Consider the following 26,404-nt stretch of genomic DNA (forward strand, 5'->3'; position numbering starts at 1 on the left):
CTCCAGAATTTTTTTACTTGGCTGCGAGATTACTCAGTGCGTTCAGCTTGCGCACATCAGTAGCAATCTTTTGACGCTTCTCGGTGGGCAGAGGAATCATACCTTTGTCAGCCAGGTAGCCATCTTCACCCCAAGCGCGCTCATTGGTGAATTCAGCCAGGAACTGCTTAACACCGGGAACCACGTCAGCGTGCTGCTTCTTGACGTAGATAAACAGCGGACGGGAAACCGGGTAGCTCTGGTCAGCGATGGAGTCGAAAGTAGGAGCCTGATCTTCGATTAGAGAGCCCTGTACCTTGTCAGCATTCTGGTCGAGGAAACTAAAGCCGAAGATACCCAGAGCGTTCGGGTTGGCAACCAGCTTGTTCACGATCAGGTTGTCGTTCTCACCGGCCTCAACATAAGCGCCGTCTTCGCGAACGTTGTGACAGATCGCTTTGTAAGCGCTCTTGTCTGTTTTCTTCATGGCTTTGATCCAGCCAAACTTCTTACAGCCACCTTCCATTGCCAGCTCGGCAAAAGCATCGCGGGTACCGGAAGTGGGGGGCGGACCCAAAACTTCGATTTTGGTGTTGGGCAGAGCTGGGTTTACGTCCTTCCAGGTCTTGTAGGGGTTGGCTACCAGAGTTTCAGAACCGTCTGGGTTAGGTACTTCCTTAGCCAGAGCCAGAAAGATGTCTTTACGAGTCAGCTTAAAGGGAGCCGCTTTCTTAGCATTCGCAAGAACAATGCCGTCGTAACCGATCTGTACTTCAACAACATCAACACCGTTGCTGTTACACATTTCCAATTCGGATTGCTTAATGCGACGGGAGGCACCGGTGATATCCGCAGTGCTTTCTCCAACACCCTGGCAGAACAACTTCATGCCACCACCAGTACCAGTGGACTCAACGACTGGAGTTTTAAACTGGGTTGCGCGGCTAAAACGCTCCGCCACAGTCGTAGTAAACGGGTAAACAGTAGAGGAACCTACAACACTAATGTAATCGCGCGCTGCCATAGCAACCTGTGAAGTTGCCAGGGTCAGGGCTGCCAGAGAAGTCGCCAGAATTTGCTTGTTCATTGTGTAACTCCGATGAGTGTTTTTATTTCACGCGGCGATGCTAGGAACAACGGGTGACGATTCTATGAATAAAAGATTACAAAAAGGTTACAGCTGTATTTTTACCCTGCTGGCATGAGAGCGGGCAAAGGGTTAACCTTCGAGCAACATAAATAACAATAAGATGTAAAGAGAGAAGCCCCCATGCGTTTTCTGCTGTGCAGCGCGCAGGCACTCGAGCGCCTGACCAGTCATACCGGGCAACTGCTGTCCTGGTTCACCTGGGCCATGGTCCTGTTACAAAGCTGTGTTGTGGTGATGCGCCACGGCTTCAATACCGGTTCTATCGCCCTACAGGAATCTGTGATTTACCTGCACGGTGCCGTCTTTATGCTGGGGCTGGCCTATGCGTTGCAGACCGAAGCCCATGTGCGGGTGGATGTCTTCTACCGCAGGATGAGCGCCAGGGCCAAAGCCTGGGTCAATGCAATTGGCTATCTGATATTCCTCTTACCGCTTTGCGTCTTTCTATTTATAAGCAGCTGGCACTTTGTACTGAATAGCTGGTCAGTTTTTGAAGACAGTGCGAACGCCGGCGGCCTGCCTGGAGTATTTTTACTGAAGAGCCTGATTCCTCTGTCCGCCGTCACCCTGGCTCTGGCGGGGCTGGCCCAGTTTATTCGCGCGCTGATGCAATTGATGCTGCCCCAACAACAGTCCATTCCAATGTCGTCGTCAAAAGCAGTACTGAAGCAGGTAGAAGGGGCCGAAGTGTGATTGAGCTAATCCCCTTTCTGATGTTTGCAGTCGTCTGCGCTCTGCTTATGTTCGGCTACCCAGTAGCTTTTACCCTCGCGGGTACCGCCCTGCTATCAGCGGGCCTGGGTATTGTGTATGGCGTATTTGATGCTGAGTTGCTGCGCGCTTTCCCCGATCGCCTCTACGGCATTATGCAAAACGGCACTCTGGTTGCCGTTCCGCTATTTGTGCTGATGGGGGTAATACTGGAGCGAGCCAAGATTGCTGAGGATTTATTGGTTAATCTGAGCAAAGCCTTTATGGGGGCTCCCTCGGGACTTGCCATTTCCGTAGTGGTAGTAGGCGCGCTGCTCGCCGCCAGTACTGGCATCGTCGGTGCAACTGTAGTCACCATGGGGCTGATGTCACTGCCCACCATGTTAAAAAATGGCTACTCCCCCAAACTGGCTACCGGCACTATCTGCGCCACCGGTACCCTCGGGCAAATTATCCCACCCTCTATTGCCTTGGTTCTGTTGGGTGACACCCTCTCCAATGCCTATCAACAGGCACAACTATCTGCAGGCATTTTCAATCCCAAGCCAGTCAGCGTAGGGGATCTGTTTGTAGGGGCAATTATTCCCGGCTTACTGCTGGTGGCCGCCTATATCATTTATCTATTATTTATTGCCCGTCGCCCCAAACCCACGGAGAGCAGCGAGCCTCCAGAAGTGGATAAGGCCCAGCTGCTTCGCAGTCTTTTACCCCCGATTGCCTTAATGCTGATTGTGCTCGGATCAATCATCGTTGGCGCTGCCACCCCTACAGAAGCGGCCGCCGTCGGCGCACTGGGGGCGGCGTTACTGGCGTCCAGTCGCGGAGCACTGAGCTTTAAGCGCGCCGGGGAAATAGGCCGCAGTACACTTCAGGTCTCGGCCATGGTTTTCGCCATATTGATTGGCGCCTCATTGTTTTCTCTGGTATTTCGCGGTTACAACGGCGAAGAGCTGGTGACAGGATTTTTCCACAGCCTGCCCGGAGGGGTAATCGGCGCGACCCTGTTGGTGATGCTGGTAATATTCCTGCTGGGCTTTATCCTCGACTTTATCGAGATCACCTTTGTAGTGGTACCAATTGTGGGCCCGGTACTGCTGGCAATGGGCGTCGATCCGGTGTGGCTCGGCATTATGATTGCCATCAATTTGCAAACCTCTTTCCTAACGCCTCCATTTGGGTTTGCTCTCTTTTACCTGCGCGGGGTGGCCCCCAGTTCTGTCGCCACATCGGCCATCTATCGCGGGGTAGCGCCTTTTATTGCCATCCAACTTTTACTGCTGTGCCTGCTGGCGATATGGCCGGCCCTGGCCACTTGGCTGCCGGGGGTGGTTCAGCAACAGTGATCTGCGCATGTGGAGAGCCATCCATAGACTGAGAGGCAGTACCAACGGCCAAAAACGCGCCTACGGTCGACTAAAGGCCGAAATTTATTCTGGTCAATTACTGGCCAAATTGTGCTAGAATGCGCCACCATTCCAGTAGTGGAAACCAATAACTCTAACAATCTGTGAGTACCCGATGTCCGCACTGTCAGCTCTCGATGAAGATCCGCAACCCACAGGCACGCTAACCCTGCAAACCCTGGCTATGCCCCGCGATACCAATCCGCAGGGGGATGTTTTTGCCGGTTGGCTGATGTCGCAGATGGACCTCGCTGGCGCCATTCTCGCACAAACCATGGCACGCGGCCGTGTCACAACCGTTGCAGTGGGCAGCATGGTTTTCCTGCGCCCGGTTCCGGTTGGCTCAACAGTCAGCTGCTATGCGGAGGCTATCGAAGAAGGGCGCTCCTCGATTCGCACCATGGTAGAGGTTTGGCTGACGCGGGTGGATTCCGGTGAGCAGGTCAAGGTCACCGAGGGTGAGTTTGTATTTGTCGCTATCGACGATGCCGGCCGTACCAGGCCGCTGCCCTGATTGTAGGTTTCGAGTTCGCCGGCTGTAGAGCAACACAGCCGGCAATATCATCGGCCCAGTAGTTGGGCGCTAATCTTCCTTTAACTCTCTCGCCTGGTAGTAAGCCTCTTCACTGATCTCGTGGTAGGGCTTCACATCCCGTTCAAATTCTTTAAAGGCTTTGTAAACACGGGCAAACTCCGGGTCCTGCTGCGCCGTCTCCTGCATAATTTCGTTGTTGATCTTCTTCAGGTGAGACAGAACATCCTCCGGCAAGCGCTCCACTTTTACCCCGTGCTCTTCTACCAGCTCCTTGAGGGCCCGGTTATTGCGTGCCGTGTATTCGTCCAGCATATCCTGGTTAGCTTCACGGGCGGCGACCCGCACTATTTCCTGCAAATCAGCAGGCAATTTTTTGAACGCCTTTTTATTAACGATAAATTCCAGGATAGAGCCCGGCTCATGCCACCCGGGGTAGTAGTAATACTCAGCGACCTGGTGGAAACCAAAAGCGAGATCGTTGTAGGGCCCCACCCATTCGGTAGCATCGATCACTCCAGTCTGGAGGGCGGTATAGAGTTCTCCACCGGGAATGGTCACCGCAGTGCCGCCTGCGCGGTTTAAAACCTCACCACCCAGGCCGGGAATACGCATCTTTAGGCCCTTTAAATCCTTCACCGACTCAATCGGTTTGTTAAACCAGCCCGCCATCTGCACACCGGTGGAGCCCCCCGCAAGTGGAATTAGGTTAAAGGGCTCGTAGATCTCCTCCCAGAGTTCGAGACCACCACCGTGGTGTAACCAACCATTCATTTCCTGGGCATTCAAGCCAAAAGGCACCGCAGTAAAAAACTGGGCAGCGGGCACCTTGCCTTTCCAGTAATAGGCAGCACCGTGTCCCATCTGCGCGGCGCCTTCCGATACAGCACCAAATACGCCCAGGGCAGGTACCAACTCACCGGCACCGTACACTTTGATCCTGAGACGCCCGGCTGACATCGCCTCGACTTTCTTGGCAAAACGCTCCGGCGCACTGCCGAGGCCAGGGAAATTCTTGGGCCAGGTAGTAACTAATTTCCACTCGAACAACTCTTTATTGCCCTCTGCGGAAAAGTGCTGGGCAGGGCCCATCGCTGCACGGGAAGCTACCAGGGCGGCGAAGGTAATGGCGAGCAGGGCTAAGAGCCCGAGAATGATAGCCGGGTACCAATTGAGTTTTTTCATTGCTACTAATTTATCGTTATTTTTGTATTGTACAAATTATCGGCAGACGCTTTGGTCGCCAACTTAGGTCTTCAGGGGAAGTCCTCTGTGATCTGACCCTGGTATTTTGAATGGATTCCCGCTATCGCTGGAATCCATTCACCACTATCTAACTTTCAATTCTGCATGCTTCTCAGTACCGACATGCTCTGGCACTCAGTATTTAATGCTTAGTGCCAGCTCAAGCCATCACTTAAAGCGGCTGCAACTTGGCCATTGAAAGTATCAGCCTCTTGTCGCCAACATCGTCAAAATTAACCAGCACCCGCATTCGAGGACCCGTTCCCTCAAACTCAATGACAGTTCCTTCACCAAACTTGGCATGGTCCACTCGCCCGCCCAGGACCAGCGGGGGTAAATCATCGAAGTCTGGCGCCGGGTCGGAAAACTGGCCTACCTTGCCGTAGTCCGCCTGATAGAGAGGACGGGAAATTTCGGTCTTCAGGCGCACTTCTTGCACCAAATTAGGTGGAATTTCGCCGATAAAGCGGGAAGGGCTGTTATAGGTTTCGCTGCCAAACAGACGCCGGTTTTCCGCGTAGGTAATGTATAGCTTGCGCATGGCGCGGGTGATACCCACGTAGCAGAGGCGTCTCTCCTCCTCCATGCGGCCGGGCTCCTGCGCCGACATCTTGTGGGGGAACAGGTTTTCCTCCACACCCGCCATAAATACCAGGGGAAACTCCAAGCCTTTGGCGGAGTGCAGGGTCATCAGCTGGACGGCATCCTCAAACTCATCCGCCTGACCTTCACCGGCATCGAGGGCAGCGCTGTCGAGGAACTGGTTAAGAAGCGGAATTTCCTCTTCATCTTCCTCTCCTTCGGGCAGGCCTGCACCGGTAAAGCCGCGACAGGCAGTGACCAGTTCCTGCAAGTTCTCCACCCGTGTTTGGCCTTTCTCGCCTTTCTCTTTGCCGTGAAACTCCAGCAAACCGCTGTTTTCGATCACATCCTCAGCAATAGCATCCAACTCTTTATCTTCTGCATTTGCTGCCAGCTGGTTAATCAGGTCCAGGAAGCTCTGCAGGGCATTGCCGGCGCGAGCAGCCAATACCCGTTGCTGCAACATCAGCTTGGCCGCCTGCCACAGGGAGCAGCCCTGCTCCCGGGCATAAGAACGCACCATCTCTACAGTGCGCGCACCGATGCCACGGGTGGGTGTATTCACCACCCGTTCAAACGCAGTATCATCATCGCGGTTGGTAATCAGGCGTAAATAAGACAGGGCATTCTTGATTTCCAGGCGCTCGTAGAAGCGCTGGCCGCCATAGATACGGTAGGGCACCTGCTCGCGCAAAAGCCCCTCTTCAAGTACCCGGGATTGGGCATTGGAGCGGTAGAGGATGGCGATGCTGTCGCGGCGATTACCGTCGCGCACCCAGTCATTGATGCGCTCGACAATAAAGCGCGATTCATCCTGTTCGTTGTAGGCCGCGTAGACGGCGATGGGCTCACCCTCTTCACCCTTGGTCCACAACTCCTTGCCCAAGCGGCCACTGTTATTAGCGATCACCGCATTAGCCGCGTTCAGAATGGTGGAGGTGGATCTGTAGTTCTGCTCCAGTCGCACCGTCTGCACTTCTCGTAAATCTGTGGAAAAGTGCTGGATATTCTCGATCTTGGCACCGCGCCAACCGTAGATGGACTGATCATCGTCACCCACGGCGGTGATATGGCACTGCTCACCGGCGAGTAAGCGCAGCCAGGCATATTGAATCGTGTTGGTGTCCTGGAACTCATCCACCAGAATATGGGGGAAGCGCCGGCGGTAGTGGGCCAGAATAGCGTCGTTATTCAGCCAGAGCTCGTGGGCCCGCAGCAGCAGCTCGCCGAAATCCACCAATCCACCGCGCTGACAGGCCTCTTCATAGGCGAAATAGATTCGCACCATGGTCTGCAACCAGGGATCGGCGCCGGCATTGATATATTGCGGGCGCAGACCTTCATCTTTCTGCGCACCAATCCACCACTGGGTTTCACGCGGTGACCACTTTTTATCATCCAGCCCCAGATCTGCCTGTACCCGCTTGATCAGACGCAGCTGGTCATCGGAATCCAGAATCTGGAAGTTCTGCGGCAACTTGGCTTCTTGCCAGTGAGCCTTGAGCAGGCGGTGAGCCAGGCCGTGGAAGGTGCCCACCCACATGCCAAAGGTATTCACCCCCAGCAGCTCTTCGATACGGGCGCGCATCTCGCGGGCCGCCTTGTTGGTAAAGGTTACCGCCATAATGGAGTAGGGCGAGGCGCCCTCCACCTGCATCAGCCAGGCGATGCGGTGTACCAGCACCCGGGTCTTGCCCGAGCCGGCACCGGCCAGAACCAATTGATTGCCGGGCGCGGCAGCTACTGCTTCGCGCTGGGCGTCGTTGAGGGGGTCTAAAATCTGAGATACGTCCATGGGCGAAGATTGTACCAGAGCTGATGCACAAGACCTGTGTAAATAAACAGGATTTTGTCCCGCCTGACAATGTAATGTGATGTCGCTCGCCAGCAGAGGGCACAGCGGCTAAACTGCGCCATCTGGCATAGAGAAGGAAGTCCTGTGAAACCGGCGGAAGTAACGCAACGAATCAGTGAACAACTGTCATCCATGCGCAAATCAGAGCGCAAGGTGGCGGAGTATATTCTCGCCAACCCCGATGAAATCATTCATATGCGCATCGTCGACCTGGCTACTGAAGCCCAGGTGAGTGAACCTACCGTGGTGCGCTTTTGTCGCGCCGTGGGCTGCTCCGGATTCCAGGAGTTCAAGCTGAACCTGGCGCAGCAGCTGGCTTCCAGCCCCAGCTTCGGCCAGATTGCGGTTACGGAAACGGATACCATTGCCGAGTACAAGCGCAAGGTTTTCGACTCCACGGTGGATACCCTGCTGAAAGTCCGCGATAGAATTGACGACCGTGCCCTCGAGGCCGCTGTCACTGCGATGGCCGCTTCCAAGCGGGTGGAATTCTTCGGTTTTGGCGCCTCCGGTGCCGTCGCTGCCGATGCCCAGCACAAGTTCTTCCGCCTACAGTTGGCCACCGCTGCTCACTCAGACCACCACATCCAGAATATGTCGGCCATGTCCATGCAAGCGGGGGATGTAGTAGTAGCTATCTCCCAGAGCGGTCGCACCAAGGCGTTACTTCGCTCCATGAGCATGGCAAAAGAGCAGGGCGCTCTGGTGGTTGGTTTGGCACCCAGCGGCTCGCCGGTGGCACAACAAGCCAGCATCCCACTGGAAGTGGATGTAGAAGAGGATATTGAGATCTATACGCCGCTGTCCTCGCGCATCGCCCACCTGGTGGTAATCGATGTCCTCGCTATCGGCGTAGCCCAGCGCAAAGGTCCTCAGCTACAGGAGCACCTGTTGAAACTGAAACAGGGACTGTACACATTGCGGGAAGACAAGCACTAAACTCCCTGATATCCAAAGCGGGCAAGGGACAATGTGCCCGCCCGTTTCTACCAAAGCCATTTCCCGCCAATTGGGCTTTGCCGGGAAGATCCTTCCAGGCTGTACCTGAGCAACATAATGACATCCATCGCTTCTAACTCGGACGAGAAAGCCCCGCGCTGGCTAGTGGTGTGGCTGGCCGCACTCGTTTCTCTGACACCTTTTTCCATCGACAGCTACCTGCCGGCCATTCCGGCGATGGCGGCGGCCCTGGATACAGAAGTCGAGCGGATGCAGTACTCAGTGTCCAGTTTTCTGCTGGGCTTTGCCCTCGGACAACTGTTTGGCGGACCATTATCAGATCGCTGGGGACGGCGCCTTGTAGGAACTATCGGCCTCAGTATCTATATAGCCAGCTCCCTGTTAGTCCTGTTTACCGACCATGTAGACCAACTGATTATTCTGCGATTCTGCCAGGCAGTTGGCGGCGGCTTTGCCACAGTAATATGTGCTGCAATTGTGCGCGACTTACACAGTGGCCGTGAGGCGGCAAAAATTATTTCCCTGATTAGCACCATCATGCTGATTGCACCGCTAATCGCCCCGGTGATCGGCTCAGCACTACTAGCCGTTGGCGGCTGGCAAAGTATTTTCGTCTTTTTGTTACTGTATGCTCTTGCAATGCTCGTACTAGTACAGTTACTGCTACCGGAGACCGTCTCCCGCTTTACCCGCGCACGCCGCCAGATGATGCCGCTAAAGTCTCTCGTGGGCAGCTACGGCCAGGTTTTGCGCAATCCCCGCGCTATTGGGTTCCTGATTGCACAGGCCTGTGTCAGCGGTTCGATGTTTATCTACATCACCACCGCGCCCTTTGTGTTTATGGATTACTTCGGTGTTAGCGCGAATCAGTTCCCACTGTTTTTTGGTATCTGCGTACTCGGGCTAATTTGCATGGTTCAGGTGAATATCCGCCTACTTAACTTTTTTGAGCCGCGCAATATCCTGCTGGCGGGTATTGTGTTGCAGCTATTGGGTTGCGGCCTGCTGCTGCTGGGAACTATGACAGGAGTCAAAGAACTTACCCTGTGGATGATTCCCCTGGTACTGGTGATGAGCTGTATCGGTATTACCGGCCCCAATGCCGCCGCCTGTTATTTGGAGTTCTTCCCCAAAATCAGCGGTAGTGCCAACGCGCTATACGGCGCCGCTCTGTTTATTACCGGGGGGATACTGGGTGGACTGGCAAGCAGCCTGCACACCGGAACCCTGACACCTATTGCAGGATCTATGGCGGGCTGTGCTTTTGTGGCACTACTCTCTGCACTATTTGTCGCGAAGGTTCGCCAACCGATCGAGTCCGATATCCCTGCAACCCGGCGCTTTACCCCGCGTTAACGGCAGCTCTTTACACCGGCTCTAAACTTTCCTCCTGAAGCGCCCGCTGCACTGCGGGCCTTTCTTCCATTCTCTTTTGGAATGCTTGAAGCCGGGGCCACCGGGGCATATCAAACTGCTGATGTTTCAGCCAGCGAGAGAGAACATACAGGTAGGCATCGGCAACCGTGAAATCGTCTCCCATTAAGTAGTCTTTATCAAGCTGCCCTTCGATATAGTCAAACCAGCGGATAAGCCTAACCCGGGAATCCTCCTGTTCTTCTTCTGTACCATGCCAAAACAGTGGTTTGAATAGCTTGTGGACTTCAGCACTGAGGAAGTTGAGCCATTCGAGAAGCCGGTAATGGGCCAGGGTGCCCACTGGTGGCGCCAGTTGCGCGTCGGGCTTTTGCTCCGCCAAAAACTGGACGATTGCCGGACCTTCTGTCAGTACTTCTCCGCCTTCCAGTTGCAGTGCCGGCACGTACCCTTTAGGACTAATCCTTGTAAAGTCGTCGCCGTTTTCCAGCTCATGGGTTTTTAGATTGACCTTTTGCAGGCCCAGATTGATCCCTGCTTCACAAGCGACAATATGAGGCGATAGAGAGCAAACACCCGGTGCATAAAAAAGCTTCATGGTAATCCTGTAGAGTCATTACCTATATCCAGGCAGTATAGGCCCGGCTAATTTCTCCCCACTGAAGCTCGACTGAAACTGGCTTCAATTCCTCTCAACAACTGTTGCTGAAATCTACTTACCGCGTATCCAATGGTCCAGGCTAAAGCGACCGGCACCGGCACAGGTCAGAATCAGGAAACCACCGGCAATCGTGATATTTTTCATAAAGCTGGTCATTTCTGTTGCATCACCAGGGGACAGGTGTACCAGGAAGGCCGAAGCGAGACAGAACAGGAAAAGGACAAAAGCAGAAATCCGGGTGAATATCCCCAGTAACACCGCGAGTCCTCCCACCAACTCAATAACGATGACTAGGGGCAAAATGAAGCCGGGTATCCCCATGGAAACCATAAAGGCCTCTGTCATTTCGTAGCCGCCAATTTTATTCCAGCCGGCAAATATAAAGATCAGCGACATCAGTACCCGACCGATCAGCTTTGAGGTGTCGCACAACATCGAATGCTTCACTACTACTTCCTCAATTGCGCATTTATGGGTATGGACTATCAACCAGTGTAGACACTGTCGTGAAAATTCATGAGATAGTCGGTAGCTGCCTTTACTCAGGAGGAATAAAAACCACTAGACTGGCGTGATAATCATCCTTTTTATTTTCAATAGTCAGTAGGAATCTACTAATTGGCAGTTAGAAAGTAATGAAGTAATGTTTAAAAAGCTAAGGCATTAATGAATTTTAGTGGGTAGGGGAAGTCGATCCGTTTGAGCGCAAAACTGAAAAATGCAGTTGTGTGGCGCCCTAGAGCCGCTACAATTGCGCGCCCATATAAAAGGGAGTTGGCCGCTTGTGCCTGCGCGGCCCGCCCCGGTGTAATCCTGTTGCCCTAGATCCACTCCAAGGGAAATCGAGCAGCCTCTGCACGACTACAATAACGGCACACTCACCATCATATAAATTGCCGCCGGGGCGCTCCCCAAAATGGCATTAAACCATCCGAGAATATTTCAGCGCTGGAGTCCACACACGGCATGGAAGTTTATTACACCTTTTGTTTTCTTGCCGCCGTATCAGTTTTTCTGGGCTTCTTGAACCAATACGTATTGCGCGCCCAAACCACAATCGCTATTACCGCCGGTGCCCTGGCCCTATCACTATTGGTCACCGCCCTGGGCAAGTTGGGGGTGGTGGAGTTGCGCACCTGGGCAGATCAGCTTCTGCCGCTGCTCAACCTTGAGGATATTCTGCTCAAGGGAATGCTCGGGTTTCTGCTTTTTGCCGGCAGTTTACATATCGATCTGTTGGAACTGCGCAACCAGAAACTGGAGATCGGTCTTCTCGCCATTGTCGGTACCCTCATTTCCACCTTTGTGGTCGGGGCCCTTCTTTACTGGTTCCTGATGCTGATCAATATGCCGGTGGCTTTTGTTTACTGCCTGTTATTTGGTGCATTGATCTCTCCCACCGACCCTATCGCCGTACTGGCAATTATGAAAAACCTGAAGGCCCCGGAGCAGGTTTCCATTCAGGTGGAAGGTGAGTCCCTGTTCAACGATGGCTTCGGTATCGTGATCTTCGCGGTGATTTACGCACTCGCTTTCGAAGGCGGCCAACCTACGGTACCGGCAGTGGCTGAGCTATTCGCCATCGAGGCACTGGGGGGCATATTGCTGGGACTGATCATTGGTGGCGTTTTCCACTGGGCCATTTGTTGTACCAATGATCACAGCCTGGAATTGATGCTGACCATGGTTATTCCCACTGCCGGTTTTTCCCTGGCCAATGTGCTCGGGGTCTCCGGCGCCCTGGCAATGGTGGTGAGTGGCATTATTATTGGCAACTTTACCCGCGAGCGCGGCTTTTCCCGGGTGAGCCAACACGAGCTGGATAATTTCTGGAGCATCACCGAGGACTTCCTCAACGGTTTGCTCTTCCTGCTGGTGGGCCTGTTCCTGATTACTATCGACCTGCGCCCCTCCGACTACCTACTGATGGCAGTGGGCATTGTCATTGTTCTCACCGCCCGAGTTTTCGCTGTCGGCATACCCTTCCTGTATTTAAAAAGTCGCCGCAAGTACCACCCCTATACCAACCGGATTTTGATCTGGGGAGGGTTGAAAGGTGGTCTGGCATTGGCGCTGGCGATGTCGATTCCCGCCGGCAGTGCCTTCGTCCAGGGACAGGACCTTCGCTACCTGTGGGTGGTCATGACCTATGGAGTGGTGCTCTTTTCTATCGTCGTACAGGGCTCTACCATAGCGCCATTGATTCGTCGCAGCCGGGAGTTTTCTGAGCCCGAACGCGACGAGCCCCAGCAACCGACAGCCAAATAGCGATAACGATTAAATGGAACACTCCGGCTTCCTTATTGAGGCAGTAATTTTCATGGCTGCTGCAGTGATTGCGGTACCCATTGCCACCCGCCTGGGCCTGGGCTCAGTCCTCGGTTACTTACTCGCCGGTGTGGCCATTGGCCCAAGTGCCCTAGGCCTGGTCGGCGATGCCAGCGATGAAATGCACGTTGCCGAGTTTGGTGTTGCACTCATGCTGTTCCTGATCGGCCTGGAACTGCAGCCGAAGAAGTTGTGGAAAATGCGCGGTGCTATCCTAGGCACCGGTAGTGCCCAACTACTGTTTTCCGCTGCGGCCATCGCTGGGTTGGTTCTCGCCTTTTCCGAGATGGATTGGCGCTCTTCGGTGGCTATCGGGCTGATCCTGGCACTGTCCTCAACTGCGATCGTATTGCAATCCCTCAGTGAAAAGGGCCTGCTGAAAAGCCAGGGCGGGCGTGCTGCATTTGCGGTACTTTTGTTCCAGGATATCGCTGTTATTCCCATCCTCGCGCTATTGCCACTGCTGGCAGGTACCGCTGCCAGCCCCCATGAAAGTGGCTTGAGTGGTTGGTATTACGCATCGGCAGTTATCGGCACCATGTTGGCTTTTATTTTTGCCGGACGTTACCTGCTCGGTCCCTTGCTGCGTCTAATGGCAGGCAGCCAAGTTCGCGAACTGTTTACCGTGAGCGCGCTACTGATCGTATTTGCCGCAGCTGCGGTAATGACTTGGCTGGACCTATCGCCGGCACTGGGTACTTTCCTCGCCGGGGTACTGCTGGCCGAGAGCGAGTTCCGCCATGAGCTGGAAGCGGATATACAGCCTTTTAAGGGCCTGCTGTTGGGTCTCTTCTTTATCGCCGTGGGTGCCAGCCTGAATTTCTCCCTGATCGCGGACAACCCGCTGATGCTAATCGGATTAGCATTGGCGTTGGTGCTGGTAAAATTTACCGTGCTGTTTGCCCTGGCGCGCACCTTGCGAATGTCAAAGGGCGAGGATTGGTTGTTCGCGCTGTCATTGGCGCAAGCCGGTGAATTCGGTTTTGTATTGGTAGCGTTCTCTACCCAGCTTCAGGTCCTGAGTGCGGACATCGGCAATCTGTTAGTAGCTCAAATTGCTCTGACCATGGCCCTGACACCAGTGCTGCTGCTGATCTACGAACAGTTTATCCAGCCGCGGTTTGTCACCGGCCCAGAGGTTCCCGCCAACATAGATACATCACCGCCTGTGGATTCCGGCTCACCGGTAATCATTATTGGCTACGGGCGCTTCGGGCAGATCGCCGGGCGACTTCTAAATGCCTGCGGTTTCAATACCACTTTGCTCGAACGCAATGCAGAACAGCTGGATCTGGTGCGCCGCTATGGTATCAAGGCTTACTACGGGGATGCCTCGCGAGAGGATCTGCTGCGCGCCGCCGGAGCCCAAAATGCGAAGCTGGTTATCCTAACCTTAAGCGACCAGGCCGCCTGTCTGGAAATTGTGGCCCAGCTGCAAAAACACTTCCCCAATGTGACCATCCTCGCCCGGGCCCGTAACCGTATGCACCAATATGCTTTGATGGAAGCCGGGGTCCGCTATATCTTCCGCGAGACCGTGGACTCGGCCCTGACCATCGGCGAAAAGGCGCTGGAACTATTGGGACTCAGTCCCATACAGGCGCGCCGCGCCGCCTTGAAATTCAAGCAGCACGACCAGCGTATGCTGGAGGCACTTTTCCCCTACTGGCGCGATGAGTCCCAGCATATTGCGCAAAGCCGAATCTATCGCGAGCAGCTTTTACAGGCGTTACAACAAGACCGCCGCGATAAGGACCTGCATCTGGATCACTACTGGGAAGAAGCCAAGCCCGAGATGGAAAAACAGTAAGCCGGTTATTGGCCCTAGGGGTTGTCATTAAGCACGACAATGGCAGCCCTGCCAGGACTCAGACTCTCGCTGATATGCCCCTTTCCGTGTAAATCATTGGCTAATAAGATATCTCCGGGAGCAAAGATATATTGTTCACCGGAGCTGGTTGTGAGCTTCACCCTGCCTTCAAGATAAAGAATAAACTGCGCCTGCGGGGCACAGTGCCAATCAAAACGCTGCCCCTCGCTAAACTCCCGGAACTGCACCTGCTTGGCGGGATAGGGGATTGAGTAATTACCCAGGGGCTCGCGCTGGGGACTGTCTATTTTTCTTTTCTGAAAAAGGGAAACCCCATTAACTGAACACAGCTCTACAAACTCCATATCAAGTTTTCACCAATTTAAGCGTGTCTATTAAAAGAGAAAATTTATTCTTTGTTAATTAAGCTCGCCTCTACCAGATCGACCTCCAAAACCAATTTGCGGTGGAGTTCATCATCAATCTTCCTGGAGACACGCAATTCCAGCAGTTGTTCGCGCTCAGCGGAAAGTGCAGCAAGGTGGTAATGACGCTCAACCCTGGAACGCATCCAGATAATATCCTCGCTTTCATCTTCTCCTAGGGTTATGCGCCGCCGATAAATAGCCAAAAGGTGATCCACCGCCTCAAAAGCAAGATCGCGATCTTTTTCGCCTCGATCAATATCATGACGCATATTCATTAGCTGATTCACTGCCGCTGTGGCAGCAGATATTCGCGCACCTTTTTCATCACCGATAGCGGCAAAATTGGGAGCTTCGGGTAAACGGCGCAATAGAACGGGCAATAAAAAACTTGCCAGCAATAAGGAGAGCAAGATAACGCCCATTGCAATAATCAGGGCTAAATCACGACCGGGCAACGGCTTTCCGTCTGTCATAGCGAGGGGAAGGGAAAAGGCTCCCGCCAATGTAATCGCCCCTCTTACCCCGGCGATGGTCAACACGCTAACCAATAAAAAATGGGTACCAAAAGATTCTACTTTCTGCCCAAAACGTGAGAGATATAGGGAGACCCATACCCACACAAATCTCAGGAGAAGTAGTACAACAAATATTGCCAGGACATAAAAAATAATTGTTAAGTCACCAGTGTGGCGCGCACCGGAGAAATCCGCTCCAGTAATTCGAACCAATTGCTCTCCCAACAAAACAAAAATAATACCGTCAAGAACTGCTTGTACTGTTTTCCATACTGCACGGCGGTCCATCCGTGTAGTCGACATTTCTGCGCCGTGTAAGGTGGTATAGTGAGTCGCAATTCCAGCACTGGCAGCTGCCAAAATACCCGATACCTGTAAAGTATGGGCGGCAATATATGCCGCAAAGGGCACTAATAAGCTCACTAGAACTTGTACAGTAGTGTCCTCACCGCCAATTCTGACCAGCAGACGCAAAATATATCCACAGGCAAATGCCGCTCCAGCACCAATAACCACACCGCCGATAGCGACCCAGAAAAAACCAGCCAGTGCGTGGGGAAATGAAAAGGTCCCGGTGAGGGCAGCAATCACTGCAAAACGGAAAATATCCAATCCCGAGGCATCATTAAACAGGGACTCTCCGGCGAGGATATGCTCCAGCCGTGGTGGCATAGACGTTCCACCGTGGACCACCGATACCGCCACGGGATCGGTCGGTGCCAAAATTGCCGCTACTGCAAAAGCCACCGCCAGTGGCATGACAGGCACCAACCAGGAAATAAAATACCCCATACCCACAACGGTAAAAAGCACCAATCCAATAGCCAAGGTAACAATGGCACCGATATCTCGAAACAGGGCGCCTTTCGGTATTCGCCAACCGGCAATAAACAATAAGGGCGGAACAAACAGCAGGAAAAAAATTTCTGGCTCGAGGGGTATTTCTATTCCCAAAAAGCTACCCAGTATTGCTCCCGCAGCAATTTGCAATAGAGGCAGTGGAATAGGTAAAGGCAACAGGCGCGCAATAACCAGGGTAATGGCCACAACTAACAACAGCACCAGCGCAATAACCAGATAGTGCATTACTCGCTACAGTTCCCTGTGACGCCTTATTGAAATAGATCTCTCTCGAGTAACTAGGGAGCCTCTGAATAACTCCGTAATGCCTCTGCGGGTCTTGAAGGCTGCAGATGTTAGGCGCAGCTCGCCGCGAATGGCCGTAGCCCTTTGCAAGAGCTGCAACGCAGCAGATGTGGCCTTCAAGGCCCGCCCTTCGGGGCTTACAGAGCGATTCACACTCCGCGTTGCGACTTCTTGAAAGGTCTAGACATTCCTGCGAAGCCGCGCCTTGATTGTGAACCGCTCTGCATGCCAGAGGTATCATGGAGTTATTCAGAGGCTCCCTAGTGCTGCTCACTCAATATCAGGAAGTTTATGCGAGAATAGAAAACAGGGAATAAATTCTGAGAAAAAGTGCCGGCGCTTTGCAGCGCTCCAAAAAATTACTCTGCAAATTTGGCAGAGTTTTTGGAACTTCTTTACTCAAACATATCCGGCTGTTCTTTTGCAATTACATTGTAGAGGGGCTGAAAGCTAAATAATCCCGCCAGTTCAGTTCCCACAACCGCCCGGGTTCGTATTGCCACCTCTGGATCAATTAAAATAGGCTGCCCAGCTGCTTCCGCCAGTAATTGAGCCTGGCAGCTTTTTTCCATAGTGATATACCACCAGGCAGCTTCATCGACGGATTTACCCACCGTTAGTAATCCGTGATTCTGCAATATCAGTGCTTTGTGGTTACCCAAGGCTTTAGCAAGGGCTGCGCCTTCTCCCATTTCCAATACCACGCCGGAAAAAGTATTCAGCAAACCGTGATCCCGATAAAAGGCACAAGCATCCTGGGTAATGGGATCTAGAAGGCGTCCGAGAGTAGACCAACTTTTCCCATAAAGGGAATGAGCGTGCGCAGCGGCTACCACATCTGGGCGGGTTTTATGGATGTGAGAATGAATAGTAAAGGCTGCGCCATTAAGGTAACCATCCCCCTCAACCACCTCTCCTTGATGATTGACCAGCAATAGTTGTGACATCGTCATCTGTTTAAAGGAAACCCCCATGGGGTTGACCCAAAAATGATCGTCATATTCCGGGTCGCGGACAGTGATATGACCGGCTACACCTTCATCAAATCCAAATTTTCCAAACAGGCGAAAAGCCGCCGTCAGCTTCCTCTTGCGCTCTTCACGAACTTGTTCTGGCGGCTGGGTTGGCTCGCCAAGCAACATATTGATGTCGCCATTCATAACAGCAGCATCAATACCGGTTTTTGTTTTATTTTTTTCTGTTGTAGCCACCTAGCGGCCCTCTCATCTTTGGAAAATGCCGAGGCATGGTTATAGCATGACTTTTATTTTCTATGCGAGGATTAATAACTTAATAAAATGGTGACTGTTTAATGCGGAAAAATATAAAAGTGACTTTGATGTCTTTTCTATCAGTTTATTTTCGCCCGGTAGAAATATAAGCAAAAATTTACTGCCAAATAATGAAAAATAAGTATCTTGCACTTAGTTTTTTTTATCAAATAGTTAGGACTGCTTACTCAAAGTAAATTCCCACCCAGATGTCATAGATATGACTCTGAGTAGGAGAGAGTTTACTCTATCAAAAACCTTCCAGGACTATCTTTCCTTTTGCAGCCTGGGATTCGATAAGCTGATGCGCTTTTAAAAGATTATTTGCGTTTATTTTCCCAAAATTCTGCCCCATAGTGGTTTTAATTAATCCCTGGTCAATTAATTCCGCAAGTTCATTCAACAAAACATGCTGGGCAACCATATCCTCGGTAGAAAACAGCGCGCGAGTAAACATAAACTCCCAGTGCAGGGACACACTCTTCTGCTTCAGTGCCATAACATCCAAGGAGGCGGGGTCGTCAATCAAACCAAACTTCCCTTGAGGTCTGATACTTTTGATAATTTCCGCCAAGTGCTCTTCGGTATTAGTGAGGCTAACGACATAGTCGACGCCATCGATGCCTTCGCGGCTCAACTGCTCGCTAAGAGACTGACGATGATTGATCACATGGTGGCTTCCAAGCTCCTCAAGCCAGCTTTTGGTTTCGGGGCGGGAGGCAGTACCTATCACAGTCAAATTGGTCAGACGACGGGCCAACTGGACCATAATCGAACCCACGCCACCAGCGGCACCAATGATCAGCAGTGTCTTGTTGTTTGCCCCTTTACCCACCGCAACTTGCAGGCGGTCGAAAAGCATTTCCCAAGCGGTAATCGCAGTGAGAGGCAGCGCCGCCGCCTCGGCACAGCCAACCGTCTTGGGGGCAGTACCAACGATTCTCTCATCCACCAGCTGGTACTGGGCATTGCTGCCGGAACGGGAGATATCGCCCGCATACCAAACCCGATCGCCAACCTTAAAGAGTCCCGCTTCCGGGCCTACCGCTTTCACTATGCCCACAGCATCCCAGCCAAGTACCTTCCACTGACCGGTATCCGGGCTGGCCCGCTGCCTCACTTTAGTATCTACCGGGTTAACTGAAACGGCCTGTACTTCTACCAGCAGATCCCGGCCGGAGACTTGCGGTATGGGGAGGGTTATATCCTGTAGCGCTTCTTTATCACTGCTTGGCAGAGACTGTTGATAACCGACGGCCTTCATCATCAGTTTTATCCTTTTCCAATGGGGTAACGGGTGTGAAGGTATCTTAAAAAGGAATATCCACAGGAAAAACTGCCTTCTCGCAGAAGTTGTTTCAATTATTTTTTTAAATTCCAGTAACTATGGATAACTCTATCCACAGTTATCCACAAAGCTGAACTAGGGCACGGGGAAATGGCTATCTGTGGAAAACTTGAGAAGAAATTTACTCACCAAGGCATTAAATCTTTGCGCTGCTTCCAGAAATAGGAAATGGCTTCCTCCTTCCGCCACATCAAAGATCTCAAGCCTGGAACCCTCAACTTGCTGGTGAATCCACTGCTGGCACTCTATTGGGTGTGGACTGGCACGACCGAAAGCCACTAGCGTCGGCTTATCAATCCTGGGGATAAAATCCCGCCAGTCCTTTGTTACGTTATCCACAAAAAGCTTTGCAGCCCAGCGACGGGGACACTGCAGATTAACCGCAACCAGCTCATCCCGTTGGGTTTTCCCCATTAAAGGCGTGACCATAGACATAAGAATTTGGCGGGTGGCCTCAACACCTTTTTTTCCAACCAAGTTATCCACAAACTGGAAGAGGCTCTCCGGGGTCAGTATGCCTCCAGCGGCCAATCGCTCCGCTTCACTCCAGGCGGGATCAGCCAGTAGACAGGGTGGTTCATCGATTAGCACTAGTGCACTGACCCTATCCCCACCAAACATTTCCAGGTAGCTCCATATCACCGAGCAGCCGGCGGAGTGGCCGAGTAAATGAAGGGGTTCCTGTTGCAGACTTGAGATCAGCTCTTGCAAATCCTTGGCGAGGCGGGAAATTCGATATCCATGATTGGGCTTGTCAGACTGACCATGACCACGCATATCCAGCGCGATCACACGAAACTGATCGCTGAGCCCAGCGAGCTGATGTTTATACAACACCGCCCCCTGGGACCAGCCGTGTAGCATCAATAATATGGGGCCGTTGCCGGCCTCCAGATAGCGCAGGGTGACGCTATCAGAGGTAGTAAATTCACACAGCTTTACTCGCTTGTGCATAAACCTTTTGCGGCAGGTAAACGGTTATTCAACCGTGACTGATTTAGCCAGGTTTCTGGGTTGGTCCACATCAGTACCTTTTAGCAGCGCCACATGGTAACTCAATAGCTGCAGCGGCACGGTGTAGAGAATCGGCGCCAGACTCTCTGGGGAATCTGGAACTTCCACCACGGTAACACCTTCTTCACTGGTAAATCCGGCCTTGGGGCTGGCGAAAACAAACAGTTGCCCACCCCGCGCACGCACTTCCTGCAAATTGGATTTGAGTTTTTCCAGCAGCTCATCATTGGGGGCAACAACAACCACGGGCATATCGCCGTCCACCAGTGCCAGGGGACCGTGCTTCAATTCGCCGGCGGGATAGGCCTCCGCGTGGATATAGGAAATTTCCTTCAGCTTTAGAGCGCCTTCAAGGGCAATAGGGAATTCGACACCGCGCCCCAAGAAAAGCGCGTGATGCTTCTCTGCAAAGGCCTCACTGGTATTTTTAACCACCTTATCCAGACCAGTAAAACTCTCCATCAGCTCAGGTAACTGGTGCAGGGCGCTGACCAGTTCAGCTTCACGCTCTGCCGATAGGCCATTAACCTTGGCGAGGGCGATACAGAACAGTTGTAATGCTACCAATTGGGTCGTAAAGGCTTTGGTCGAGGCCACACCAATCTCAGGGCCCGCCTCGGTCATTAGCGATAGCTCAGACTCTCGCACTAATGAGCTATTGGGCACATTGCAGATGGTCATAGAGGCCAGGTAGCCCAGGTCCTTGCCCTGACGCAGGGCGGCGAGGGTATCGGCCGTTTCCCCGGATTGGGAAATACTCACAAACAGGGTTCCCGGGCGCACAACTTTCTTACGGTAGCGCAGTTCACTGGCCACCTCCACCGAACAGGGAATACCGGCCCAGTCCTCCAGCCAATAGCGGGCTACCATGCCCGCATGGTAACTGGTGCCACAGGCCACTATCTGTACCTGCTCTACATTTGGCAAAATCGCCTGGGCGCGGGCACCGAGGGCCTGGGCCAATACCGAGCGCTCACCGATACGGCCCGCCAAAGTGGCCGCGACAACTTGAGGCTGCTCGAATATTTCTTTTTGCATATAGTGGCGATAGCGCCCTTTATCAGTGGCTTCGTGGCCCCCTGTCAGTTTATGTACCGCACGGCTGACTTCCTCTCCCAACTTGTCTCGGACTGCAATGCCGCTGCGACGCACTTCCGCCACATCGCCCTCTTCGAGGAAAATAAAACGATCGGTCACCTGTCTCAGCGCCATAGGGTCAGAAGCAATAAAGTTTTCTTCAATGCCAACACCTAAGACCAAGGGACTCCCAGAGCGGGCACAAGCCAATACTTCGGGCTCTTCATGACTAACAACTGCCAGAGCGTAAGCACCTTCCAATATATGCGTGGCCTCAGTCACTGAGTCGACCAGGCTGCGGCCCTCAGAACTTAATGAGTGAATAAGGTGAACCACAACTTCAGTATCGGTTTCAGACTCAAACTCATAACCTTTTCCCTGAAGCTCTGAACGCAATTCCTGATGGTTTTCGATAATGCCGTTGTGAACCAGAGCGATATGGCCTGACAGATGGGGATGGGCATTTTCATCGGAGGGAACACCGTGAGTAGCCCAACGGGTATGGGCAATGCCAATATGACCCTCGGCGCTCTCCTCACTTAATTTGGCTTCCAAATCTGCGACCTTGCCCAGGCTTTTGCGCAATTGCAGCTGGCCATCTCCACTGCTTAAGCAGACTCCGGCTGAGTCGTAACCGCGATACTCCAAGCGGCGCAGCCCTTCCAGAAGAATCCCCGTCACATTGCGCTGTGCCAGCGCACCTACGATTCCGCACATAATTATTTCCTCATTAACCCGGGAGTCTCGCCGCCCATTAACATTTCAGGCTGAGCGCCTCTGCTCCTATCTTCAGCGGCACAAATGAGCTGGATACCCAGCTGCTCCAGTTTTTGGCCCACGGCATCCGCCAGGCCATCATCAGTTACCAGGATATCGACCTGCTCCCAGGACAATTCCAGATTGGGAATCCGCTTCCCCACTTTACTGGACTCCGCCAGTACAACCACTTCCCGCGCAACTTCCGCCATTACGCGGGAGAGGCCAATTTGTTCATTAAAAGTACAGGTACCGCGTTGCAAATCGATTCCATCGGCACCAATAAAAGCGCGATCGAAGTCGTATCCCCTCAGTACCTGTTCTGCAACCTGCCCCTGGAAGGCCTCAAAGTGTGGGTCCCAGGTGCCTCCGGTCATCAACAGCGTCGGTTCGTTTTCAAGTTCGCGCAGTGCATTGGCCACATGCAGCGAGTTGGTCATCACCACCAGGCCGCGCTTGCTTTCAAGCTCAGGAATCATTGCCGCCGTGGTGCGACCGTAATCGATCACAATTCGATGGTGATCCGGTATCAGTTCAGCAGCGGCTCGACCAATGGCCCGCTTGCTCCCTGAGGGCCCTTCTTCATTGACCAACTCCCTCGGCACTGGGATAGCACCACCGTGGCGACGCAGCAACAAGCCGTGATTTTCCATTGCCGTCAGATCCTTTCGAATCGTAACTTCCGAAGTTCCGAACTGCCGCGCCAATTGCTCGACACTGGTCTCTCCTACTTCATTTAGCAAGTGGAGAATGCCGTGGCGGCGCTGTTGGGTGTTACGTTTGGACATAGGTATACAAGTTTCGTTTCGAAACTTAAAGATAGCAAAACGAAACTAAAGTTCCCACAAATTTTATCAATAACCATTACTCAACTGATTAGATACCGGTATAGGACCCACTCAGACTGTCTGCTAGAGAGACAAAGTTTCCAACATTGTCTGAAGAAAGCGCGCCAACTCTCCACCGGTAACGGCCCGGTGATCGGCACTGATAGAGAGAGGGAGTAGGGGGCGAAGTGCCGGCCATCGATTGACCACCACAACTCCCTGGCACACCCGCCCGGCACCGACAATGGCAACAGTGGGCGGCATGACTACCGGAGTGGCATAGCGACCGGCTATGGAGCCGAAGTTGGAGAGAAGTATGCTTGCCCCCTGAAGGTCTCGCTGGGCGATCCCGGCCTCGCGGGCCTGGTGTTTAAAGTCCGCCACCTGCTGGAGCAGATCTTCATCAGTACGCTGGGCGACATCCCTGAGTACCGGCACATAGAGCCCTCGTGGAGAGTCCACTGCCAAGCCAATATTGATACTGCCTTGCGGCGCCAGCTTCTCATCCTGATACAGGGCATTGAGGGTAGGTTCCGCCTCACAAGCTTCCTGTACTGCACGAATCAATCGCAGCAGCGCCGGAGCACTACCCCACCAGTTGGAAATATCCGCATCGTCACACAGCGTTATCTGCTTTACTTCATCCCGCGCTCGGCTCATGGACAAACCCATAGCGCGACGTGCAGGCGTCATGACTTCAGACTCATAATCGAATTGGGGGGCAACGGCTGTAGTTTGTTCGGCAGAAGCGCGGGCAGGTGATGGATGCTGCCCCTTCGCCACAGTTTTGGCCTTTGTTCCCGGCCCCGCCGCAGTGCGTACCTGAGCTTCCGTTACCATTGCACCCGCAGGTGATATTGACTGTAAATCTACCCCCAAACGCCTGGCCAGGGCCCGTACTCTCGGGGTGGCCAGTCGCTTCAAGCCCACCTCCGGCCCCCGCTCAGCCCCCAACACACCTTGCCCTTGCTCTATTTTTCCCACCACCGTGCCGCTGTCGGCCCGAGGACTAATCTCTTGTTCCGATTCTTCAGCTTTAGTGGGCGGGCTTTCAACTGCGACTTCTCCCTCGGCCATAAATCCCACCAGGGGATCGCCAACATTCACAGTCTCATCCACTGCCGCAAATAGCTTCTCAATAGTGCCGCCCCAAGGAGCCGGCACTTCCACCAAGGCCTTAGCGGTTTCCACTGTCACCAGAGTTTCATGGGCGGCTATGGTGTCTCCCTCTTTGACATGCCACTCCCGCACTACCGCATCGGGCAGACCTTCGCCGAGATCCGGAAGGGTAAAAGTCTTCATTGTGGCCCTCCGTTGGCGTAGTCCAGCACTTCCTGTACGGCCGACAAAATACGCGGCACTCCGGGTAGATACTCATCCTCCAGTTGATAGTAGGGCATCACCGTATCGAAACCGGTCACCCTCTGTACCGGTGCCTTTAAAAGATCGAAGGCATACTCATTAATCTGTGCGACCAACTCGGCACCCAGGCCACAGAACCTGGCCGCCTCGTGCACAACGACACAGCACCCGGTTTTCTCCAGGGAGTCTATTACCGTGTGGATATCCAGGGGTTTCAGAGTGGCCGGGTCGATAACCTCAGCCTCTACCCCTTCCTCTGCGAGCTGCTCTGCGGCTTGCAGGGTCTCTTTGAGGGAAGCGCCCCAGGCAATAAGCGTAATATCGCAGCCCTCCCGCAACACAAAGGCGCGATCCAGCGGTAGAGCTTCACCAGAGTCGGGCACTTCCTGACGAACTGCTCGGTAAATACGTTTAGGCTCCAGGAAAATTACCGGGTCTGGGTCTCTAATCGCCGCCAATAGTAAACCGTAGGCCCGTGCAGGAGAGGAGGGCACCACAAGGCGCAGACCTGGAATATGGGCGAACAGGGCCTCGGTGCTCTCAGAGTGATGCTCCGGTGCATGGATTCCACCTCCATAGGGGGCCCGGTAGACAATCGGACAGGAGAGGCGGCCGCGAGTGCGATTGCGATAGCGCGAGGCGTGGCTGAGGATCTGATCGAGACCGGGATAGATAAAACCCATAAACTGGAATTCGGCCACCGGTCGCAGGCCCTGCACCGCCATACCGACAGCCATTCCGGCAATCATGGTCTCGGCTAAGGGGGTATCCATCACCCGGTCCCGGCCAAACCTGGCCTGCAACCCCTCGGTAGAGCGAAATACGCCACCGTTCAGACCAACATCTTCACCAAATAGAACCACCATCGGGTCTGCTTGCATCTCGTAAGCCAGAGCCTGGGTGACAGCTTCGACCAAAGTTATCTCAGCCATTAGCTATCTCCCTGCAACTGTTGATACTGCTCCAGAAAAGGCTCCGGCAACTTTGCATAGAGGTGATCGAATATTGCCGTGGCGGCATCTCTGGGGGTTTCCCGGTAGATATGGACCGCTCTCTCCAGCTTCTGGGTCAGCTCCCGTTGCAGCTCTTCTTCCTGCGCATCATCCCAGGCACCGCAGTTTTCCAGGTAGGATCGCAGGCGCCGCAGAGGCTCTCGGGACCAGGCTTCACTGACATCTTTTTTGGGCTGGTAGCGACTGGCATCATCGGCGGTGGTGTGGTCACACAGGCGATAGCTGATCGCTTCGATCAGAGCTGGGCCAGCACCACTGCGCGCCCGCTCCACGGCATCACCCACCGCCTCACGAACGGCAATCACATCGTTGCCGTCTACCTGCAAGCCGGGTATTCCGGCGGCAATAGCCTTCTGTGCCAAGGTCTTACAGGCAGTTTGCTCATCTCGCGGTAGGGAAATAGCCCATTGATTGTTGTTGATAACGATCACCAAAGGCAGGTGCCAATCCCCAGCCAGGTTTATCGCCTCGTAAAAGTCTCCCCGCGAAGTAGATCCATCGCCCCCGGTCGAGACAGCGACGCGCATGGGTTCACCGAAATGCTCATGTTTATATTTCAGGGCAAAGGCTACACCGGCACCGTGCAGCATCTGGGTGGCTATAGGCACACTCAAGGGCAAGTCTTCGCGGCTATGGCGAAAGTTCTGCCCCCGCTCATCGCCCCCCCAGATTGCGTAGATCTCCTCGATAGTGACGCCTCGCTCCAGAAGAGCACCTGTCTCTCGGTAATTGGGGCAGTAGATATCCTCTTTGGCCATGGCGGCTGCGAGACCAACACCAATAGCTTCCTGGCCGAGGCTGGAGGGATAGGTGCCAAGTTGACCGGTACGCTGCATTTTTACCGCGCGATCATCCACCATACGAGCCAACGTCATCTGGCGGTAGTAAGCAATCAGGGTATCCGGGGTGGCAAATTCCGGTAGGGCTTGGGTCGTCTGTCCCTGTTCATCCAAATATTGCAGCGAAGCAATATCAAAACTGGCAAGCAGCTGTAATCTGGGCTTGTGCATCGGGCCATTCCTTTTGTTCCCGAAGCGCAAGTTTAATGGATAGGGTG

Annotated in this window: 22 protein-coding genes; 7 read left to right on the plus strand and 15 right to left on the minus strand. The window is 53.4% G+C overall.

Annotation, left to right across the window (positions count from 1 at the left end):
* Positions 1 to 13 precede the first annotated feature (13 nt).
* A complete protein-coding gene (locus tag ACJJIY_RS05015; RefSeq protein ID WP_282930607.1) occupies positions 14 to 1,066 on the minus strand; it encodes a PstS family phosphate ABC transporter substrate-binding protein in 1,053 nt (350 codons plus the stop codon).
* 183 nt (positions 1,067 to 1,249) lie between these two features.
* Here ACJJIY_RS05015 and ACJJIY_RS05020 point away from each other — a divergent pair, with 183 nt between their 5' ends.
* From ACJJIY_RS05020 to ACJJIY_RS05030, 3 genes are all read left to right on the plus strand, one after another.
* Positions 1,250 to 1,822, plus strand: a complete 573-nt coding sequence (locus ACJJIY_RS05020) for a TRAP transporter small permease subunit (RefSeq protein WP_444895643.1) — start codon at positions 1,250 to 1,252, stop codon at positions 1,820 to 1,822.
* Entirely contained in the window at positions 1,819 to 3,183 is a 1,365-nt protein-coding gene (locus ACJJIY_RS05025; RefSeq protein WP_413663845.1) for a TRAP transporter large permease, read from the plus strand. Before ACJJIY_RS05020 ends, ACJJIY_RS05025 begins: the two co-directional genes overlap by 4 nt.
* Positions 3,184 to 3,367: 184 nt before the next feature.
* Positions 3,368 to 3,757, plus strand: coding sequence for an acyl-CoA thioesterase (locus ACJJIY_RS05030; protein ID WP_108735392.1), 390 nt, complete (start codon positions 3,368 to 3,370; stop codon positions 3,755 to 3,757).
* 69 nt (positions 3,758 to 3,826) lie between these two features.
* On the opposite strand, the gene ACJJIY_RS05035 is transcribed toward ACJJIY_RS05030, so the two are convergent.
* Positions 3,827 to 4,960, minus strand: a complete 1,134-nt coding sequence (locus tag ACJJIY_RS05035) for a TRAP transporter substrate-binding protein (RefSeq protein ID WP_444895641.1) — start codon at positions 4,958 to 4,960, stop codon at positions 3,827 to 3,829.
* A 232-nt stretch (positions 4,961 to 5,192) separates the two neighbouring features.
* Positions 5,193 to 7,397 (minus strand): DNA helicase II, encoded by a 2,205-nt coding sequence (gene uvrD / locus ACJJIY_RS05040; RefSeq protein WP_282930603.1) that lies wholly within the window; start codon positions 7,395 to 7,397, stop codon positions 5,193 to 5,195.
* A gap of 144 nt (positions 7,398 to 7,541) precedes the next feature.
* Here uvrD and hexR point away from each other — a divergent pair, with 144 nt between their 5' ends.
* Positions 7,542 to 8,396, plus strand: a complete 855-nt coding sequence (hexR, locus tag ACJJIY_RS05045) for a transcriptional regulator HexR (protein WP_282930602.1) — start codon at positions 7,542 to 7,544, stop codon at positions 8,394 to 8,396.
* 117 nt (positions 8,397 to 8,513) lie between these two features.
* Positions 8,514 to 9,773, plus strand: coding sequence for a multidrug effflux MFS transporter (locus ACJJIY_RS05050; protein ID WP_444895639.1), 1,260 nt, complete (start codon positions 8,514 to 8,516; stop codon positions 9,771 to 9,773).
* Positions 9,774 to 9,783: 10 nt separating this feature from the next.
* Here ACJJIY_RS05050 and gstA read toward each other — a convergent pair whose 3' ends face one another.
* Both gstA and ACJJIY_RS05060 read right to left on the minus strand, forming a co-directional pair.
* Positions 9,784 to 10,389: a glutathione transferase GstA gene (gstA, locus tag ACJJIY_RS05055; RefSeq protein WP_444895638.1), complete on the minus strand. Its 606-nt coding sequence runs from the start codon at positions 10,387 to 10,389 to the stop codon at positions 9,784 to 9,786.
* A 114-nt stretch (positions 10,390 to 10,503) separates the two neighbouring features.
* The gene (locus ACJJIY_RS05060) at positions 10,504 to 10,899 is read right to left on the minus strand and encodes a DoxX family protein (RefSeq protein WP_413663848.1); all 396 of its coding nucleotides are present in this window, start codon (positions 10,897 to 10,899) and stop codon (positions 10,504 to 10,506) included.
* A gap of 519 nt (positions 10,900 to 11,418) precedes the next feature.
* Between ACJJIY_RS05060 and ACJJIY_RS05065 the strand changes: the two genes are divergently transcribed.
* Both ACJJIY_RS05065 and ACJJIY_RS05070 read left to right on the plus strand, forming a co-directional pair.
* The gene (locus ACJJIY_RS05065; protein WP_282930598.1) at positions 11,419 to 12,720 is read left to right on the plus strand and encodes a cation:proton antiporter; all 1,302 of its coding nucleotides are present in this window, start codon (positions 11,419 to 11,421) and stop codon (positions 12,718 to 12,720) included.
* Positions 12,721 to 12,772: 52 nt separating this feature from the next.
* A complete protein-coding gene (locus ACJJIY_RS05070) occupies positions 12,773 to 14,590 on the plus strand; it encodes a monovalent cation:proton antiporter-2 (CPA2) family protein (protein ID WP_445359215.1) in 1,818 nt (605 codons plus the stop codon).
* Between the two features lie 14 nt (positions 14,591 to 14,604).
* On the opposite strand, the gene ACJJIY_RS05075 is transcribed toward ACJJIY_RS05070, so the two are convergent.
* The 10 genes from ACJJIY_RS05075 to pdhA all read right to left on the minus strand — a co-directional run bounded on the left by ACJJIY_RS05075 (position 14,605) and on the right by pdhA (position 26,357).
* Positions 14,605 to 14,955, minus strand: a complete 351-nt coding sequence (locus ACJJIY_RS05075) for an AraC family ligand binding domain-containing protein (RefSeq protein WP_444895636.1) — start codon at positions 14,953 to 14,955, stop codon at positions 14,605 to 14,607.
* A 44-nt stretch (positions 14,956 to 14,999) separates the two neighbouring features.
* Positions 15,000 to 16,619, minus strand: coding sequence for a Na+/H+ antiporter (locus ACJJIY_RS05080; protein WP_413663851.1), 1,620 nt, complete (start codon positions 16,617 to 16,619; stop codon positions 15,000 to 15,002).
* Between the two features lie 455 nt (positions 16,620 to 17,074).
* Positions 17,075 to 17,890 (minus strand): class II aldolase/adducin family protein, encoded by an 816-nt coding sequence (locus ACJJIY_RS05085; RefSeq protein ID WP_444895635.1) that lies wholly within the window; start codon positions 17,888 to 17,890, stop codon positions 17,075 to 17,077.
* A gap of 310 nt (positions 17,891 to 18,200) precedes the next feature.
* Entirely contained in the window at positions 18,201 to 19,217 is a 1,017-nt protein-coding gene (locus ACJJIY_RS05090; protein ID WP_444895634.1) for a zinc-binding alcohol dehydrogenase family protein, read from the minus strand.
* Positions 19,218 to 19,373: 156 nt separating this feature from the next.
* Positions 19,374 to 20,252: an alpha/beta fold hydrolase gene (locus ACJJIY_RS05095; RefSeq protein WP_444895633.1), complete on the minus strand. Its 879-nt coding sequence runs from the start codon at positions 20,250 to 20,252 to the stop codon at positions 19,374 to 19,376.
* Between the two features lie 24 nt (positions 20,253 to 20,276).
* A complete protein-coding gene (gene glmS, locus ACJJIY_RS05100) occupies positions 20,277 to 22,106 on the minus strand; it encodes a glutamine--fructose-6-phosphate transaminase (isomerizing) (RefSeq protein WP_444895632.1) in 1,830 nt (609 codons plus the stop codon).
* Between the two features lie 2 nt (positions 22,107 to 22,108).
* Entirely contained in the window at positions 22,109 to 22,933 is an 825-nt protein-coding gene (locus tag ACJJIY_RS05105; protein WP_444895631.1) for a DeoR/GlpR family DNA-binding transcription regulator, read from the minus strand.
* Positions 22,934 to 23,056: 123 nt separating this feature from the next.
* Entirely contained in the window at positions 23,057 to 24,274 is a 1,218-nt protein-coding gene (locus tag ACJJIY_RS05110; protein WP_445359216.1) for a dihydrolipoamide acetyltransferase family protein, read from the minus strand.
* On the minus strand, positions 24,271 to 25,266 hold the full coding sequence (locus ACJJIY_RS05115; protein ID WP_444918629.1) for an alpha-ketoacid dehydrogenase subunit beta: 996 nt from the start codon (positions 25,264 to 25,266) through the stop codon (positions 24,271 to 24,273). Before ACJJIY_RS05115 ends, ACJJIY_RS05110 begins: the two co-directional genes overlap by 4 nt.
* The gene (gene pdhA / locus ACJJIY_RS05120; RefSeq protein ID WP_445359217.1) at positions 25,266 to 26,357 is read right to left on the minus strand and encodes a pyruvate dehydrogenase (acetyl-transferring) E1 component subunit alpha; all 1,092 of its coding nucleotides are present in this window, start codon (positions 26,355 to 26,357) and stop codon (positions 25,266 to 25,268) included. The genes ACJJIY_RS05115 and pdhA overlap by 1 nt, the downstream gene beginning before the upstream one ends.
* Positions 26,358 to 26,404: the final 47 nt, after the last annotated feature.

The organism is Microbulbifer maximicatervae (SeqCode), assembly GCF_052468155.1.

What these genes read in the sequence shown, in the direction of transcription:
- ACJJIY_RS05065 (WP_282930598.1), top strand. Translation starts at nt 11,419, where the DNA reads ATGGAAGTTTATTACACCTTTTGTTTTCTTGCCGCCGTATCAGTTTTT.
- ACJJIY_RS05070 (WP_445359215.1), top strand. Translation starts at nt 12,773, where the DNA reads ATGGCTGCTGCAGTGATTGCGGTACCCATTGCCACCCGCCTGGGCCTG.
- ACJJIY_RS05095 (WP_444895633.1), bottom strand. Translation starts at nt 20,252, where the DNA reads ATGCACAAGCGAGTAAAGCTGTGTGAATTTACTACCTCTGATAGCGTC.
- pdhA (WP_445359217.1), bottom strand. Translation starts at nt 26,357, where the DNA reads ATGCACAAGCCCAGATTACAGCTGCTTGCCAGTTTTGATATTGCTTCG.
- ACJJIY_RS05110 (WP_445359216.1), bottom strand. Translation starts at nt 24,274, where the DNA reads ATGAAGACTTTTACCCTTCCGGATCTCGGCGAAGGTCTGCCCGATGCG.
- ACJJIY_RS05050 (WP_444895639.1), top strand. Translation starts at nt 8,514, where the DNA reads ATGACATCCATCGCTTCTAACTCGGACGAGAAAGCCCCGCGCTGGCTA.
- ACJJIY_RS05020 (WP_444895643.1), top strand. Translation starts at nt 1,250, where the DNA reads ATGCGTTTTCTGCTGTGCAGCGCGCAGGCACTCGAGCGCCTGACCAGT.
- ACJJIY_RS05015 (WP_282930607.1), bottom strand. Translation starts at nt 1,066, where the DNA reads ATGAACAAGCAAATTCTGGCGACTTCTCTGGCAGCCCTGACCCTGGCA.
- ACJJIY_RS05115 (WP_444918629.1), bottom strand. Translation starts at nt 25,266, where the DNA reads ATGGCTGAGATAACTTTGGTCGAAGCTGTCACCCAGGCTCTGGCTTAC.
- ACJJIY_RS05035 (WP_444895641.1), bottom strand. Translation starts at nt 4,960, where the DNA reads ATGAAAAAACTCAATTGGTACCCGGCTATCATTCTCGGGCTCTTAGCC.
- glmS (WP_444895632.1), bottom strand. Translation starts at nt 22,106, where the DNA reads ATGTGCGGAATCGTAGGTGCGCTGGCACAGCGCAATGTGACGGGGATT.
- uvrD (WP_282930603.1), bottom strand. Translation starts at nt 7,397, where the DNA reads ATGGACGTATCTCAGATTTTAGACCCCCTCAACGACGCCCAGCGCGAA.
- ACJJIY_RS05105 (WP_444895631.1), bottom strand. Translation starts at nt 22,933, where the DNA reads ATGTCCAAACGTAACACCCAACAGCGCCGCCACGGCATTCTCCACTTG.
- ACJJIY_RS05075 (WP_444895636.1), bottom strand. Translation starts at nt 14,955, where the DNA reads ATGGAGTTTGTAGAGCTGTGTTCAGTTAATGGGGTTTCCCTTTTTCAG.
- ACJJIY_RS05080 (WP_413663851.1), bottom strand. Translation starts at nt 16,619, where the DNA reads ATGCACTATCTGGTTATTGCGCTGGTGCTGTTGTTAGTTGTGGCCATT.
- gstA (WP_444895638.1), bottom strand. Translation starts at nt 10,389, where the DNA reads ATGAAGCTTTTTTATGCACCGGGTGTTTGCTCTCTATCGCCTCATATT.
- ACJJIY_RS05090 (WP_444895634.1), bottom strand. Translation starts at nt 19,217, where the DNA reads ATGATGAAGGCCGTCGGTTATCAACAGTCTCTGCCAAGCAGTGATAAA.